Annotated in this window: 14 protein-coding genes; 6 read left to right on the forward strand and 8 right to left on the reverse strand. The window is 60.4% G+C overall.

The annotated features are described in order from the left end of the window. Positions 1 to 151: 151 nt before the first annotated feature. The gene (tnpA, locus tag sS8_RS00730; RefSeq protein ID WP_119627968.1) at positions 152 to 565 is read right to left on the reverse strand and encodes an IS200/IS605 family transposase; all 414 of its coding nucleotides are present in this window, start codon (positions 563 to 565) and stop codon (positions 152 to 154) included. A gap of 15 nt (positions 566 to 580) precedes the next feature. Here tnpA (sS8_RS00730) and sS8_RS00735 point away from each other — a divergent pair, with 15 nt between their 5' ends. From sS8_RS00735 to sS8_RS00745, 3 genes are all read left to right on the forward strand, one after another. Beyond that, the gene (locus sS8_RS00735; RefSeq protein WP_197716652.1) at positions 581 to 1,807 is read left to right on the forward strand and encodes an RNA-guided endonuclease InsQ/TnpB family protein; all 1,227 of its coding nucleotides are present in this window, start codon (positions 581 to 583) and stop codon (positions 1,805 to 1,807) included. A gap of 306 nt (positions 1,808 to 2,113) precedes the next feature. Then, on the forward strand, positions 2,114 to 2,548 hold the full coding sequence (gene tnpA / locus sS8_RS00740; protein ID WP_119627969.1) for an IS200/IS605 family transposase: 435 nt from the start codon (positions 2,114 to 2,116) through the stop codon (positions 2,546 to 2,548). A gap of 326 nt (positions 2,549 to 2,874) precedes the next feature. Further along, the gene (locus tag sS8_RS00745) at positions 2,875 to 3,123 is read left to right on the forward strand and encodes a hypothetical protein (RefSeq protein WP_119627970.1); all 249 of its coding nucleotides are present in this window, start codon (positions 2,875 to 2,877) and stop codon (positions 3,121 to 3,123) included. Between the two features lie 30 nt (positions 3,124 to 3,153). Here sS8_RS00745 and sS8_RS00750 read toward each other — a convergent pair whose 3' ends face one another. The 4 genes from sS8_RS00750 to sS8_RS00765 all read right to left on the reverse strand — a co-directional run bounded on the left by sS8_RS00750 (position 3,154) and on the right by sS8_RS00765 (position 6,313). Continuing rightward, positions 3,154 to 4,377: an HlyD family secretion protein gene (locus tag sS8_RS00750; RefSeq protein WP_119627971.1), complete on the reverse strand. Its 1,224-nt coding sequence runs from the start codon at positions 4,375 to 4,377 to the stop codon at positions 3,154 to 3,156. A 9-nt stretch (positions 4,378 to 4,386) separates the two neighbouring features. Continuing rightward, on the reverse strand, positions 4,387 to 4,611 hold the full coding sequence (locus tag sS8_RS00755; RefSeq protein ID WP_119627972.1) for a hypothetical protein: 225 nt from the start codon (positions 4,609 to 4,611) through the stop codon (positions 4,387 to 4,389). A gap of 143 nt (positions 4,612 to 4,754) precedes the next feature. Then, positions 4,755 to 5,717, reverse strand: a complete 963-nt coding sequence (locus sS8_RS00760; RefSeq protein ID WP_119627973.1) for a FecR family protein — start codon at positions 5,715 to 5,717, stop codon at positions 4,755 to 4,757. 74 nt (positions 5,718 to 5,791) lie between these two features. Further along, entirely contained in the window at positions 5,792 to 6,313 is a 522-nt protein-coding gene (locus sS8_RS00765; protein ID WP_119627974.1) for an RNA polymerase sigma factor, read from the reverse strand. A 930-nt stretch (positions 6,314 to 7,243) separates the two neighbouring features. Here sS8_RS00765 and sS8_RS00770 point away from each other — a divergent pair. Both sS8_RS00770 and sS8_RS00775 read left to right on the forward strand, forming a co-directional pair. Beyond that, positions 7,244 to 8,332, forward strand: coding sequence for an IS5 family transposase (locus sS8_RS00770; protein ID WP_119627975.1), 1,089 nt, complete (start codon positions 7,244 to 7,246; stop codon positions 8,330 to 8,332). Positions 8,333 to 8,554: 222 nt separating this feature from the next. Continuing rightward, positions 8,555 to 9,034, forward strand: coding sequence for a hypothetical protein (locus sS8_RS00775; RefSeq protein ID WP_119627976.1), 480 nt, complete (start codon positions 8,555 to 8,557; stop codon positions 9,032 to 9,034). 155 nt (positions 9,035 to 9,189) lie between these two features. On the opposite strand, the gene sS8_RS00780 is transcribed toward sS8_RS00775, so the two are convergent. Beyond that, a complete protein-coding gene (locus tag sS8_RS00780; protein ID WP_232020469.1) occupies positions 9,190 to 10,449 on the reverse strand; it encodes a PepSY-associated TM helix domain-containing protein in 1,260 nt (419 codons plus the stop codon). Positions 10,450 to 10,464: 15 nt separating this feature from the next. After that, complete coding sequence (locus tag sS8_RS00785; protein ID WP_119627978.1) at positions 10,465 to 12,870, reverse strand: TonB-dependent siderophore receptor; 2,406 nt, start codon at positions 12,868 to 12,870, stop codon at positions 10,465 to 10,467. A gap of 370 nt (positions 12,871 to 13,240) precedes the next feature. On the opposite strand from sS8_RS00785, the gene smbP reads away from it, so the two are divergent. After that, positions 13,241 to 13,579: a small metal-binding protein SmbP gene (gene smbP / locus sS8_RS00790; RefSeq protein WP_119632555.1), complete on the forward strand. Its 339-nt coding sequence runs from the start codon at positions 13,241 to 13,243 to the stop codon at positions 13,577 to 13,579. 81 nt (positions 13,580 to 13,660) lie between these two features. Here smbP and sS8_RS00795 read toward each other — a convergent pair whose 3' ends face one another. Then, positions 13,661 to 14,689 (reverse strand): FecR family protein, encoded by a 1,029-nt coding sequence (locus tag sS8_RS00795; protein ID WP_232020471.1) that lies wholly within the window; start codon positions 14,687 to 14,689, stop codon positions 13,661 to 13,663. Between the last annotated feature and the right edge of the window lie 24 nt (positions 14,690 to 14,713).

A 14,713-nucleotide genomic window follows, 5' to 3' on the forward strand; every position in this document is an offset into this window, starting at 1 on the left:
TTCTCGCTAATCAGGAAAGCATAAGCGCTTTTCGTGCGCACCGTCAGTGACAAGTTAACGATTTCCGGTGTGACCCGGTGCGTGACAAGCCCCGCCGTTCAGGGCGGGGAAGGATAGCGCGGACGGCGGAGCCGTCCTTGTTTTTTGGGTTTCAGTGTGGGGTTTGCTGCTGCTCGATGTACTGGCGCACGATGGAAATCGGCGCGCCGCCGCAGCTTGAAGCGAAATAGGACGGCGACCACAGCACGCCTTTCCAGTAGCGCTTCTGGATGTCGGGCCGTTCCTTCCGCAGCAGGCGACTGGAGACGCCTTTGAGGCTGTTCACGAGATTGGAGACAGCCACCTTGGGCGGGTATTCCACAAGCAGGTGAACGTGATCGTCCTCGCCGTCCATCTCGATCAGTTGCGCCTCGAAGTCGGCGCAGACCTTGGCGAAGATCGTGCGCAGCCGGTTGATGGCGTCGCCATCGAATACCCTGCGGCGATACTTCGCCACAAAGACCAAGTGGACGTGCATTTTGAAAACGCATTGCCGTCCATGCCTTATATCGTTGTCATTGTTCATAGACCAAACTATACTATGCGCATGCAACGCCTCAAAGCCTTCACATTCGAACTACGCCCGACCGGCGAGCAGCAGCGCCGGATGCGCCGCTTCGCCGGCTCGTGCCGGTTCGTCTACAACAAGGCGCTGGCGTTGCAGAAAGAGCGCTACGAGCGCGGAGAGAAGAAGCTGGGCTACGCCGGGCTATGCAAGCTGCTCACCGAGTGGCGCAACAGCGATGAAACGGCGTGGTTGGCGGATGCGCCAGTGCATCCGCTGCAACAGACTCTCAAGGATTTGGAGCGGGCCTACAGCAACTTCTTCGCCAAGCGGGCCGACTTTCCACGTTTCAAGAAGAAAGGCCAGCGCGACAGCTTCCGCTACCCCGACCCGAAACAGATCAAGCTCGATCAGGGCAACAGTCGCATCTTCCTGCCCAAGCTCGGCCGGCTGCGCTATCGCAATAGCCGGGATGTGCTGGGTACGGTGAAGAACGTCACCGTCAGCCTGTCGGGCGGTAAGTGGTTCGTGTCGATCCAGACCGAGCGCGAGGTCGAGCAGCCCATCCCGCAGGGTGGCGCGGTCGGCATCGACATGGGGCTGGCCCGGTTCGCCACGCTCTCGGATGGCACGTTCTACGCGCCGCTCAACAGCTTCAAGCGGCATGAGACACGCTTGCGCAAGGCACAGCAAGCCCTCTCCCGCAAAGTGAAGTTCAGCAACAACCGGAAGAAGGCGAAAGCCCGCGTCCAGCGCATTCATTCCCGCATCGGCAACGCCCGCCGCGACTTCCTGCACAAGACCTCGACCGCGATCAGCCAAAACCACGCGATGGTGTGTATCGAGGATTTGCAGGTACGGAACATGTCCAGGTCAGCGGCAGGTACTACCGAACAACCGGGACGAAACGTTCGGGCCAAGTCCGGCCTGAACAAGTCCATCCTCGATCAAGGCCGGTTCGAGTTCCGCCGCCAACTGGATTACAAGCTGGCGTGGCAAGGCGGCTGGCTAGTTGCAGTGCCGCCACAGAACACGAGCCGTACCTGTCCGTGCTGCGGCCATGTGTCTGCCGACAACCGGCAGACGCAAGCCCGATTTGCGTGTGTGGAATGTGGCTTCGAGGAAAACGCCGAGGTGGTCGGCGCGATCAATGTGCTAAGGGCGGGACACGCCCGGTTCGCCTGTGAAGTGAGCGATGCAGTAGGGTCGCCAGCAGCAGGAACCCACCGAAGCGACTCAGGGGCGGCTCAATGCCGCCCCTGAGCGCCGTAGGAATCTCCGGCCTTCAGGCCGGGGAGGATGTCAATTATAGATTTCCCCGGCGATAGGTTCGGGCCTGTTGTTTTCGCGGCCTTGGCGGTCCGGGTGGTAAGCCGGTGTCCGACCGAGTCGACCGTTGCTCCGGCGTGCCGTCTACGTCGGTCTGGCAGGTCTCCCGCAACCGCCCATAACTCGATTAGGTAAGCCACCGCCTCTGGCGGTGGACTCCGCAAGGCTCTTCCGTTCCGGCGAGCGCCCTTGGATGGTCGATGACCTCCCTCCTACAACTGCAATTGGAAGGAGGTCATCATGCGAGAATGGCAGAGCCAATCGCACGTCAAATGGTACTGCAAGTACCATGTTGCGTTTGTGCCCAAATACCGGCGCCGGGCAATCTATGGAACGTTGCGGCGACGGATCGGGGGGATTTTCCGCGAGTTGTGCCGCCAAGTGGGCATCGAGTTGGTGGAAGGGCACGCGATGCCGGATCACATTCATCTGTGCTTGAGTATTCCGCCGAAGTTCAGCGTGGCCTATACGGTGGGCTTTCTGAAAGGGAAATCCGCGGTCCGTATCCATCGGGAATTCTTGGGACAGAAGCGAAACTTCACGGGGCTACATTTCTGGGCCAAGGGGTATTGCGTCAGCACTGTGGGATTGGATGAGCAAGTGATTCGAGCCTATATCCGTCATCAGGAAGCTGAGGAGAGGCGCATCGAGCAACTGCATATCCAGGGTCTTTAGGCCCTTTCATCCGTTTTTCGGCCCCCTCAGGGGGCCTTCATCAAACCACCCGCTCTGCGGGTGGTAGCTGATTTCACCGGGACACCCAAGCCTTCGAGCAAGGACCTGAACGCCGCCGGTCCGCAGTCCATGAGCGAGGTTTGCACGACTTCTGGGACGAAAAAACGGCGCGCGGATGCGTCATGGGAGACCGATAGGCCGTCTGCTGCGGCCTTGCAAGGAAAAGCCGAAAGTCGGCTGTGATGAAAACCGTTCCCGCCTTATAAGGCGGGAACGGTTTTATCGCCGGTCAGCGAGGATCAGCGGCGGAAGGTTTCGCAACGGTTATGGACAATAACGCCGGCTTTGACTTTGCTTTTTACTTTCATGTCATTCTCCGAAACGTGCATCATTTGCAAGATAGTGGGAACGGTTTTATCGCCGGTCAGCGAGGATCAGCGGCGGAAGGTATCGCAGCGGTTGAGAGTCTGAGCACCGGCTTTGACTTTGCTTTTTACTTTCATGTCTTCTCCGAAACGTTAATTTCACGCATCGAACTGCCGGGAACTGAATTCCGGCATCGGGGAAAAGCATAAGCGCTTTTCGTGCGCGCCATCAGTGACAAATTAACGATTTCCGGTGTGACTCATGGACTTCCCCGGCGATAGGTCCAGGGCTGTTGTTTTCGCGGCCTTGGCGGTCCGGGTGGTCAACCAGCGCCCGACTGCCCGCAGCACCAGGCGGGCCGGGGATATCCGTTCGACTTCGATTTCCGTCGTGCCGGAAAGGCCGTGTACCAAGGGAATGAAAGGTGTCGATTCGGGGCGGAGAACCAGTTCGACCCGGACACGGTCGCCCAGAGGATCGTTGCCGACCGAGTCGACCGTCGCCGCCAGCGTGCCGTACTGGGTCCAGGGAAATCCATCCAGCCGCAGGCGAGCCGATTGGTGTGGCCGGATGCGGCCTACCGCGGAACTTCCGAACCAGGCCACCGCATGCGGTTCGCCGTCGGGAACCACGGTGCCTAAAACCTGCCCGGCCTGTACCACCGTGCCGACGCGCACAATTTCGACCCGTCCCAGGTACCCGTCGATGGCGGCCCGGATGAAATGCGCGTCGATTCGCTGTTGGATGGCGCGGGCTTCGACTTCCTCGGCCGTCGCCCGGCCTTCGAGATCCGCCAGCCTGCGCTGAAGTTCGGCGATCTCCGCCCGGCGGTCGGCGATTTCAACCTCGGCTTCCCGCTTCATGCGGCCGGTGTTCGCCTTGCGTGCCCGGACTGCTGCATGTCCGGCTTCGGCTTTGGTTTCGGCTTCGTGGAGAACTTCGCGGGACACGAAGTTACGGCTTACCAGCATCCGCCGGGTGGCTGCCTGCGACTCGGCGAAACGGGTTTGCGCCATGGCTTCCTCGGTATTGGCGCGAGATTCGGCAACCAGTAGCGTTTTGGCGCCGGAATAGGCCGCGAGGCCCGCTTCACGCGCTTCGATTTCCGGGCGCAACGCGACGGCTTGAGCCTTGAAGCTCGCCAAGCGTGCTTCACTGCGGGCGAGGGCGAGACGTTCGGCTTCGGCATCGAGTTCGACCAGAACCTCGCCGATCTTGACGCGGCGGCCCAGTTCCAGCCGGGCCTCCACCACCCGTCCGTCGATCCGGGTTGCGATCGGATGCGCGGCGATCGCAACTTCCAGGCTGGTACTGCCCGATATTTCATAAATCCCTACCTGCCCACCCATGAACCACATCAGCCATCCTCCCAGCAGCAGGCTCGCGAGCCCTATGCCGAGTGTCCGAGGCCGCGTGGAGTCGGCATCAAGGGCGCGCCAGGTACGTTCGAAGGGAGTTGGCATAGGGCGGATTCAGCGGATCAATAGCCGCGGCTCTTCCGCCTGCCCGGAGCAGGCGTGGCCGGATGCCTTCATCCGGCCGGAACCACGAAACCTATTGAAAGCGTCGAAGTACGGCCGGGTGTGCCGCGCCACGTTAAAAATTTTCATCTTGCGCTTGGGCGGATCGGAAATCCGAGGGGCGATTTTGCCGATGGCGTCCGAATGATGGACATGAGGTGAAACACTGTCAAGCACGGTCTATCGGGTGGACAAAGGATTGCCGGCCCACGCGCCGCACGCGCGTTCCACACAACTTTACGGCCGTTAAGCGCGTCGATGCCGTCGAAACGCCGCATGGCTTGCGGCCGTCGTCCTTTTTTCGATATCACTGCAAACGGCTACCGCACCACCGTCAGATAGGGCGAGACGGTGATGACGCGGGCGCCTGTGATGTCCGCGAGGGCACGGACCACGGCGGCGGTGTCGTCGAGTTTGTAATTGCCGGTGACACGGCTGTCCCCGAGTTTGCCGTTGGCCATGACGATGATGCCGGGGTGATAGCGGTCGAGTTCATCCAGCACGTCCGCCAGGGATCGATCCTTGAAAATCAGGCGTCCCTTGAGCCATGCGAAGGCGCGTTCGGCGTCGGTTTGCTCCGGCGGCGTGACGGTTTTCTGCGAGATCGATACCCGCTGTCCGGCCGTTACCCGGACGCCGGCGCCTTGGCCGTTGGTACAGGCGACGATACCGCTGTCGACGGCGACCGAGGTTGTCTCCCCGGTCCGAACCGAGAACCGGGTGCCGACCACCCGTACGGTCGTGTTGCCGGTGCTGACGACGAAAGGCCGTGCGCTGTCGGAACGGACCTCGAAATAGGCCTCGCCGGCCAGGAGGCGAACGCCGCGCCGATCGTCGTTGAAATCGAGCGCCAGGGCGGAATCGGTGTTCAGGATGACGGTGGAACCGTCCGCCAGCGCGATACGGCGCTGCTCGCCGGCTACCGTCGTGTAATCGGCGCGCCAGCGGTCGATGAGTCCGGACGCGGCAGCAAGCCAGCCGACCAGCAGGAGGACGGAGGCGGCCGCGGCCCAACGGCGTGGCTTTCGCCACGGGGTTCGGACGACGACCGGCGGGACCGCGGCGGGAAATCTTGCCAGCGCCTTGGATAAAGCCGGGGAATTCCACAGCTTCTCCACGCGGGCGTAGGCCTCGGCATGTTCGGGCTTGGCTGCACGCCATGCGGCGAAAGCTTCCCGCTCGGCCGCGCCGGTTTCGCTGTCCCGCAGCCGCGCAAACCAGGCCAGCGCATCGGCTTGCGGTGTGCCGGGCGGCTTGGGATCGTCGTCGCCGTTGAAAGTCATGAAAACGATAGAGTCTGCGTGATATGGAGGCGCTATAGGATAAGACGTTCCGGGGGAGCGGGCACACACTGGCGTCAGAGGATATCGTCTCCCAAGACGGACATGAGATGGGCCAGGGCCGCTTGGACGTTCTTTTCCACAGCGCTTCGGGACAGGCCGATGTGGCTGGCGATGCGTTCGTAAGACCAGTGATGGAGCTTGTGCAGAATCAGGATTTGCCGCCGCCGCTCGGACAAGACGGCCAGGGCTTGGAACAGCCTTTCGACGTCCTGTCGCGCTGCGGCTTCCTGCTCGGGTGTCGGCGCCGAAGCCGGAATTTCGGCAACTTTTTCCGCGTCGGCGTCCGGGCAATCGGTCCGGGCGCGCATCTTCGCCTTGCGCAAATGATCGAGGGCCAGATTGCGCGCGGTCTGGTAAAGAAAGGCTTTCAGATAGTTGACCTGATGCCTTTCCGCCGCCCCCATCACCCGCAGATAGGCTTCCTGTGCCAGGTCTTCGGCGGTCTGCCGGCAACCCACCATGCGGAACAAGGTGCGAACGAGCGTTTCCCGGTGATTCAGGAACACATCGCTGACGCAAGCTGGAGAATGGTCCATTGTCGGTTAACCGGATTACGGTAGGTTATTGTTATTGCGGTCCGGAACGAAAGTCCTGCTTTCGCGTCGGGCGTGCCGCTCATGGCCGGCCTCAATTAAGGCCTTTTCGACATGCCTTGCAAGGGAAGAGGCAAAGCAACAAGGATGCCATGGAAGCGGCCTCGGCTTTTTTATCGCGCTCGTACGGCAAGACGGGCTCGGCGGAAGCCGTTGAGCCCTTCGGTTCGGGTGAATCGATTCCCACGCATTTGTAGACAATCCTTTGCCGACGCCGTCATTGGGCCGAAGGGTTCGTCGGCAAGGGATTGCCGAGCTACTTGCGAGTGCCGGCCCAGCCGGTATGAAAATGCTCTGACCATTCGCGTCCGAAAGTTCGGAGGGTGTCGGAGTTCTGCGTTAAATGCCACACCGTGTGTGGGATTCGGCGGACTTCTTTCGATTTGCCTTATCGGCGACCGTGACGAAGGCCGACCACGTTCTCTTCTTCGAGGTGTCTACTTAGAGCCAATCTCAGCAGGCCGTAAAACCCTTAGGCTGGGCTCAGGACAGGCCCTTCGATAGGACTCAGGACAGGCCGTTCGACTGCGCTCAGGGGGAACGGCAGACCGAGATAAGTTCTGACTCCTCCGGAATCACTCACGGCTTCTTTCTTGATCAAAAAGCCGTCGCGAGTCCGCGTGAAACCTGCCGATAGTTTGAGTTTCGCTTTGGGGGTTCCGGCAGCCGTTCCAACGCTTGCAGACACACCCGTATTCTTTACCGAGTCGCGACACATAGTGAATAGGTCACAGAATAAGTGGGTTTAACAGGCTGTTGATTTTCTCGGCCCTGGAAGCCGCATAAATTCGTTGGATGGATCGCCTAAAATAGGCATAAACGATTGTTTGTCATGGCAAAATAATATCATTTCAAGATACTTTGGACGCTTTCATGCGCGGCGCCGACATCACCCAGCAAGAACTCTTCAGCTACCGAACCTTGGAAGACCGGATTCCCAAGGATCATCCCCTTCGCAAGCTCCGGGCCGTGGTCGACATTCTGCTGACCACGCCGGACTCGGAATTTGATGCCCTCTATGCCCGGACCGGCCGGGAGTCGATTCCGCCGGAGCGGCTGCTACGCGCCAGTCTCATCCAAGTCTTGTTCTCTGTCCGCTCCGAGCGGCAGTGGGTCCAGCAGATCGAATTCAATCTTTTGTACCGCTGGTTTGTCGGGCTGACGCTGGATGCCGAGGTCTGGGACCACTCCACCTTCAGCGCCAACCGGGATCGGTTGCTGAACGAGCGGATTTCCCGGCTGTTTTTCGAGCGGGTCGTGTTGCTGGCGGAATGGCAGGACCTTTTGTCGGACGAGCATTTCTCGGTGGACGGCACGCTGATCCAGGCGTGGGCCTCCATGAAGAGCTTTGTGAAAAAGGATGGCGGCTCGCCTCCGCCGGAGGACGGCGGCCGGAATCCGTCCGTCGATTTCAAGGGCGAAAAGCGCGCCAATGCGACCCACGCCTCGACCACTGATCCGGAGGCTCGCCTTTACAAGAAAAGCGAAGGGGATAAAGCCCAACTGTGCTTCATGGGCCATGCCCTGATGGAAAACCGGACGGGCCTGGTCGTGGATGTCGAGGTGACTCACGCCACCGGCACGGCGGAACGGGACGCGGCCAAGATCATGATCGGTCGCACCGTCACGAAGCCCGGCGCGACGGTCGGGGCGGATAAGGCTTACGACGTGCCGGAGTTCGTGCAAGCTCTCCGGGAGCAGCGGGTCACGCCGCATGTCGCCCGGAAGGAAAAAGGCTCCGCCATCGATGGCCGCACCACCCGACACGCCGGCTACCGGACCAGCCTGAAGAGGCGTAAGCGGGTGGAAGAAATCTTCGGGTGGTCGAAGACCGTGGGCGGGTTACGCCAGACCCGGTTCCGGGGTTTGAAGAAGGTGGCGGCCCAGACCGTGTTCACGTTCGCCGCCTACAACCTGACCCGGTTGGGTGGGCTGTTCGGCTGGCGATGGTCGACGGCCTAGGCGGGCGTCTGCCCAAAACTCGCCGAAAGGCGGCAAGAACCCCCAAGCGGGGGGATGAAAACCGGCTAGAACCGGGATTTCAGCGCTAAAAGGACCTTCAGCACTAAAAATTAAGCCGCCGATAAGGGGTAAAGCCGAAGGCATGGAGGCGAATTTCAACAGCCTGTTAAAGGGCTGGCCATATAACCCAATTTAATACCTACACAAAATTGAACGGAGGATTTGACAAATCCGGCCTTGCGTGCCGCGGTACGCGATTACACCCGAGCGTTCCTTAACACTTACCGGCGTGGCACAAGCTCTCTGCGAAAGGTATTGCCTATCGACTTGCAGTTCGACCGATTCGCCGAGGTCGAGCGTTTCCGGCGCGAGACGTGGCAGCAGCTGCACGATCTCGCCCGTGGCAATGCCGCGGTTGCTCGGGCGATCGACGAAGGCCCTATCGGCGAGGCTCTCGGCGTACACACCACCCACGATGCCCGGACCGCACTGAGCCGGGTCGAGCTTGAGCCCCTGGCGTCGTTCGTGATCGGCCATCTTCAGCCGGACGGCAGCATCTCGGTCACGAAGGAAGAGATCGAATCCACTTTTGTAAGCGTGGGGACGACCATGACGAGCTTGACTTTTTGCCGGAGGGCTAGCAACACGCTCATACGGCAAAACGAGTTCAGCGGAAGTCGTTGGCGGCTTAGGTTCGGGTAAATTCATTCAAGTCTTCCCAGGTCGGGAATCCTTTGCCGACGAAGGCGCTCGCTCGGAGTATGACGTCGGGAAAGGATTGCCGGCCTACGGGGCGGCACGGTCGTAGGTCGCCAATCCCTTGCCGACGAAGACGCTCTCTAGTTGCAGTTCGTGCGTTACGCCGGTCGACGATCCGGGACTCGGATCTTGAGCTTTTTGGCCCGCCTTTTCTGCAGCCAGCGGACCACGCCGGTGACGTACAGCACCGGGCAGGCGAGGCCGGTGAAAAAGATCAGGATGCGGCCGGGCCAGCCGAAGGCCTTGCCGGAATGGAGCGGCCACATCCAGTCCAGAAAGGTGTCGCCGGCGGCGGTTCGGGTGTCGGGATCGTGGACCGTCAGTATCTCACCGGAATATTGATCTACCGTCACCCGCCGTTCCGACCAAAACCGGCTGAGACCGGGTACATCCCTGATGCTGATCGTATAGACGCCCGTTTCCCCCTCAGGCAGGCGTAGCCCATTGATCCTTCCCTCGGGATAGCGCCTGCGGACGCCGGCCAGGGCGCGATCGAAACCGATCGGAGACCGTCCCGCCGCCGGGGATGATTGCGGATTGTCCGTGAAAGTCCGGCTGTCCGGCGAAAGCAGTTTGACCGGCGCCTTGAAATGATCGGGCAGGTTCATGTACACGCCGGACAGGAGCACCGCCAGCAGGATCAAGGCGGTGTAAAAGCCGAAGGTTTGGTGAACATCGTGATTGAGGCGTTCGGGACTGGCGTTCCGCTTGATGGTCAATACCCGCCGCCAGTTGCCGGTCAATGGCCACCATAGGATCAAGCCGGTGAGCACCGAAATGATCGAAATCACGCCCATGATTCCGACGACGACCACGCCGGTCTTGCCCGCCAGCAAGGCGAAATGCAACTGGAACATGAAAGGCACGAAACCGTCCGGAATCCACCGTCCCCGTTCGATCACGGCCCGTGTTCCGGTCACCTCGGCCGTATAGGGATCGACGAAGACGTGCCGGAGTTCGGGCGTGGATTCGTTGTCGGTGGCGACGCGGTAGAAGAATTGATACGCCCGCCGGTCATGCCGGGGGTAAACGATCGAGCCGATTTGCGCTCGGTTCGGCATCACCGAGCGCGCCGCTTCGAGGATGTCGTCGACCGGGCGGAAATATGCCTGTCCCTCGACCGGACCAGCGAGCGCGATGATGCCGGGATTCAGCCCGTCGTCGATTTCTTCGTAAAAGACGAGAACGCTGCCGGTGATGCCGAAGATCGCGAGAAAGAAGCCGAGTATCAGTCCCAGCCAGGCATGAACCTCGAGCCACAATTTTCGGCGCGCCTTGAGCCGCGACAAACGCGCCGCCCGCCATGCGTCAACGCCATTCGGGGATTGCCGTACGACGCTCATCCATCGATTCATCATGTCTCCGTCATTCGATCAAAATTCCAGCCGAATCGAACCCATCGCGGTCAGCGGCGCGCCCGGATAAATGCCGACGCGTGGCGGCGCGCTCTGGAACGGATCGGTGGATTCGTAATAGGTCTTGTCCAGCAGGTTGCGGATGTTGAATTGCGCGATCAGATTGGCGTCGCTGAGCCGGTAGCGGTAGGCGGCAAAGGCATCCAGGCGGACGTAACCCGGCAAGACGAAGGTATTGGCATCATCGCCTTCTCGCTGACCGGCGACGAACACACCGGCGCCGAAACTCAGGCCGTTCAGCGGCTCGTAGCGTTGGATATCGTACTTGAGCCAGAGACTGCCGGCGTGCTCGGGCACGTTGTTCATCCGGTTGCCCTGCCGACCGTCGTTGTCTTTCGTGATGCGCGCGTCGGTAAACGCATAGCTGCCGATGAGGCTCAGTTCGTCCGTAATCTGTCCGGACACATCCAGCTCGATGCCCTGGCTGCGCGCTTCGCCGATCGGGGCAACGGCGAACGGGTCGGGGCTGCTGAAATCCCGCGTCAGGATGTTCTCTTTGGTCAGATGATAATACGCCAGCGTGGCCGTCAAGCGCTGGTCGAAAAGCTCGGTTTTGACACCGGCCTCGAATTGTTCGCCGATTTCCGGATCGACCGTGGCGCCGCTATTCGTAATGGTGTTATTCGCGCCGAACGAAGTGGTCCAGTTGCCGTAAACGCTCAGCCAGTACCAGGGTTGATAGAGAATGCCCACTCTCGGGCTGAATCCTTCATCCTTGCGGGACGGCAGATCGGCTTCGGCCGCTCTGAAGGAATCGCCCCTGCCGCGTCCGGTCGTCGCCCAGTCGTAACGGCCGCCTCCGAGGATGTGGAGCGTGTCCCAGAGCGTGATGTGATCCTGGAAATACACGCCGTACCACTCATCCCTGAAATAGGAATGACTGCTTCCCGCCGGAAAAGGCGTTGCCAGAGCATTCGCATAAAACGAACGGTCGATGCCGTAGACCGGATTGTAAATGTCGATTTCCAGGCCCGGTACGGGGTTTATGAAATCCCCTCGGGTCAGATAGGTGCCCGTCGATCTCAGGAAGTCGAAACCGACCAAGGTTTGGTGTTTAGTTCCCCAAAGCTCCAAATTCCCGGTCAGGTCGAGGTTGGTGGTGTAGGTTTCGGATTCAGCGGCTTGAGAAAAGATATTGCGGAGATAGGTACGGTTGCCGGTGCCGGGATCCAGGAACTGTTGAACGGTGAAGGCATTCGCCGGTTTCACGGACAAATTGCTGTCTTCGTTAAACGAAGCCAAGAACCTGTTCCGTAAAGTCCAGGTTTCGTTAAAAGCATGCGTCAAAGTAAATCCGAGATTCACCCTCGACAAGGTATCGACCGGGTCGTCGGGATCGATAAAGGAGCGGCTGATGGGAATCGGCGCCGGGCGGTCGCCGATGGCGAACAATCCCCGATCGGCCTGGTATTCCTGATACAGGGCTTCGACATCCAGGGTCATTTCCGTGGCGTCGCTGGGTCGCCAGGTTACGGAAGGCTGCACCAAAATCCGGTCGTTGAAATTGAAATCGCGGAACGATTCATTGTTCTGATAAGCGCCGGCAAAGCGGTAGCGCCAGGACCGGTCCTCGGTGATCGCTCCGGTCGCGTCCCATTCCGTCCGATAGAAATCGTAAGAGCCGAAACGCTGTTCCAATGAATAGCGGGACGTATCCTCGGGCCGTTTGGTCACGACATTGATCATCCCGCCCGGTTCGATGCGGCCGAATAAAATGGCCGCGGGGCCTTTCAATACCTCGACGCTTTGCAAATTGGCCGTATCAAACTCAGGCGCTTCCCCGACGGAAATGCCGCCCGCGACAAGGCCGTTACGAAATACGCGCTGGTTCTTGAAGCCTCGGATAAGGAAGCCGTGGCCACGGCCCAAACTGGTTTGGGGGCGCACACCGCTGACGTTTTCCAACGCATCTTTTAGGCGCGTGGTTTGCTGATCCTGCATGACCGCGCGGGGCACTACCTGTATCGACACCGGCGTGTCCATGATCGGCGTGTCGGTCTTGGTGGCGGACATGGCGCGTGTCACGGCATAGCCGTGGACCTCGTCCTCGGCCAGCGCCTCTTCCTTCACCATGATCGGTGCGAGCTGCACGGCCTGTTCGTCGAGTGCGGCCATGCGCTTTTCGGCGCGGATCAAGGTTAGGGTGCCGCCGGTGCCGTCCGTGGCGTAGGTCAGGGGCGATTCCGCCAGCAGGCGCTGTAGAGCCTCGGTGTCGGTATAGTGGCCGTGTAAGGCCGGTGCGGTCAGCCCCTCGACCAATTGGGCGGGAAACAGAAGTTTGGTTCCGGTCTGGTCGGCGAACTCGGTGAGAGCCTTTCCTAGCGGCTGGGCGGGCTGATCGAAATGGCGGACGGTTTCGGCCATGCCTGACAGGCTGACCGAAAATGCCAGAGCTCCGACAGCGGACGACAAAAAGCGGCCGTGTTTCAAGGGTGCCTCCGTATTGTTTTTTGGACTGACATACGGAAAGACGCACGAGACCGCGAAATTTGCAGCGGCATGTCCGATAAGGCTTTCGGTCGGCCTTTCTTGTTTCCGGCGCCCGGTACAAAGGTTTAGGTTCCGGATTTCCCGCTAGATGTATCTGTCTTTATCTACTGCATTATTTAAGTTTCGATACTCAATGACGTGCTTTCGAGCCGCCCGACGTTTCTGTTAGGCTTAGCTTGCCCCGAGTTGAACGATAAGGGGTAGGACATGTCGATACCGATGAATAGCACCTATGGAGGCGAATATGAAAACAAAGCTAATAACATCGTTAACAGGCGCGTTGGTTTTGACGGCGAGCGGGATGGCGTTCGCCTGGGACGCTCATACCGACCAGGCCATCGAGCACGCGGCGCAGGCGCTCGCACATGGCCAGGATAAACATGCGCCACAGGCGACCCAGCATGCTGAGGAAGCGCTCACCCATGCCAAGGCCGCCGAAAAATATCACGATGAAGCGACCAAACATGTGAAAGAAGCCATCGACCATCTTAATCAGGCGGTTGAGCACGGCAAAATGGGGCATGCCGATATCGCGGCCCAACACTCTGAAGAAGCGTTGAAGCATTTGAAACTGGCACGATAAGAACTCGCCCCTCAACGCAAGCGGACAGGAAGCTTTTTTCCTGTCCGCTTTTTTTGGCCTCGCATTTCGCTCGGGAGCAGCTTAACGATGCAGCAGCGTGATCCACGGGCCTAGTTTGGTGGTACGAAGCTTCAGCGTTGCCGCCATGTCCTTCAGAACCGTATCGGGCCGGTTCAGCGGAAACACGCCGGTTACCCGCAGGGCGCGAAGTTCGGCCGAGGTGATCCATATCGTGCCGGGCCGATAGCGGTCCAATTCGGCGATGGCTTCGGCCAGGGGGCGGTCGTCGAAAATCATTTTTCCCTTGTGCCAGGCGGAGGCGGTGCGCGCATTGACCGGCTCGGGCTCGCTCAGTTCGCGGCCGTTCCAGCGCGTCCGTTGCCCGGCGGCCAGCGTCAACGCTCGCTCCGATCCGGACACGCGCACGGCGACACTGTGCTCCAGAACGCTGACGAGAACCTCGTTCCCGGACAACGCCACATCGTACGCCGTGCCCAGCGCACGGACGGTCACCGCGCCGACCGCCACTTCGAAAGGGCGCGCCGGGTCGGCGGCGACCCTGAACGAGGCCCGGCCCCGGTACAGTTCCACGCGGCGGACCTGCTCGCCTAAATGCACCGACAGCGCCGTGTCGGTATCCAAGATGACACGGCTGCCGTCCGCCAGAGTGATTTCCGAGCGCTCGCCGGTGGTGGTGCGATAATCGCTGAGCCAGACATCGGTCAGTCCGAGCATCCGGACCGCGATTATCGACGCCAGCAGACAGGCTGCCAGTGCGAATGCCGTTCGGCGCTGCTTTCCGACGGACGGCGCCGAGCGGAAAATTCTCGCTTTTCCCCCGGACAGAGAGCGGCGAAGCCCTTGGGGGGAGGGCGATTGGAAGGGGGAGCTTTCTTCACGCCTGCTCGCGACTTCCGGCGCGAGCGCCATTCCCATGTCCTGCCACAAGCGCTCCGCCGCCCGGAAGGCCGCCTCGTGGTCCGGGCTAGCTGCTCGCCATGCCGCCAACTCGCGCCGATGTTCGTCGGTGGCGCTACCGGAATGCAACAGGATGACCCAGGCTTCGGCCCGGTCGGCGAGGGAGTGGGATGAACGGGAAGAAGAATCCATGGGCCGCCGGTGGTTGATGTGCGT

Origin of the sequence: Methylocaldum marinum (assembly GCF_003584645.1) — a bacterium.
Lineage (GTDB): Bacteria > Pseudomonadota > Gammaproteobacteria > Methylococcales > Methylococcaceae > Methylocaldum > Methylocaldum marinum.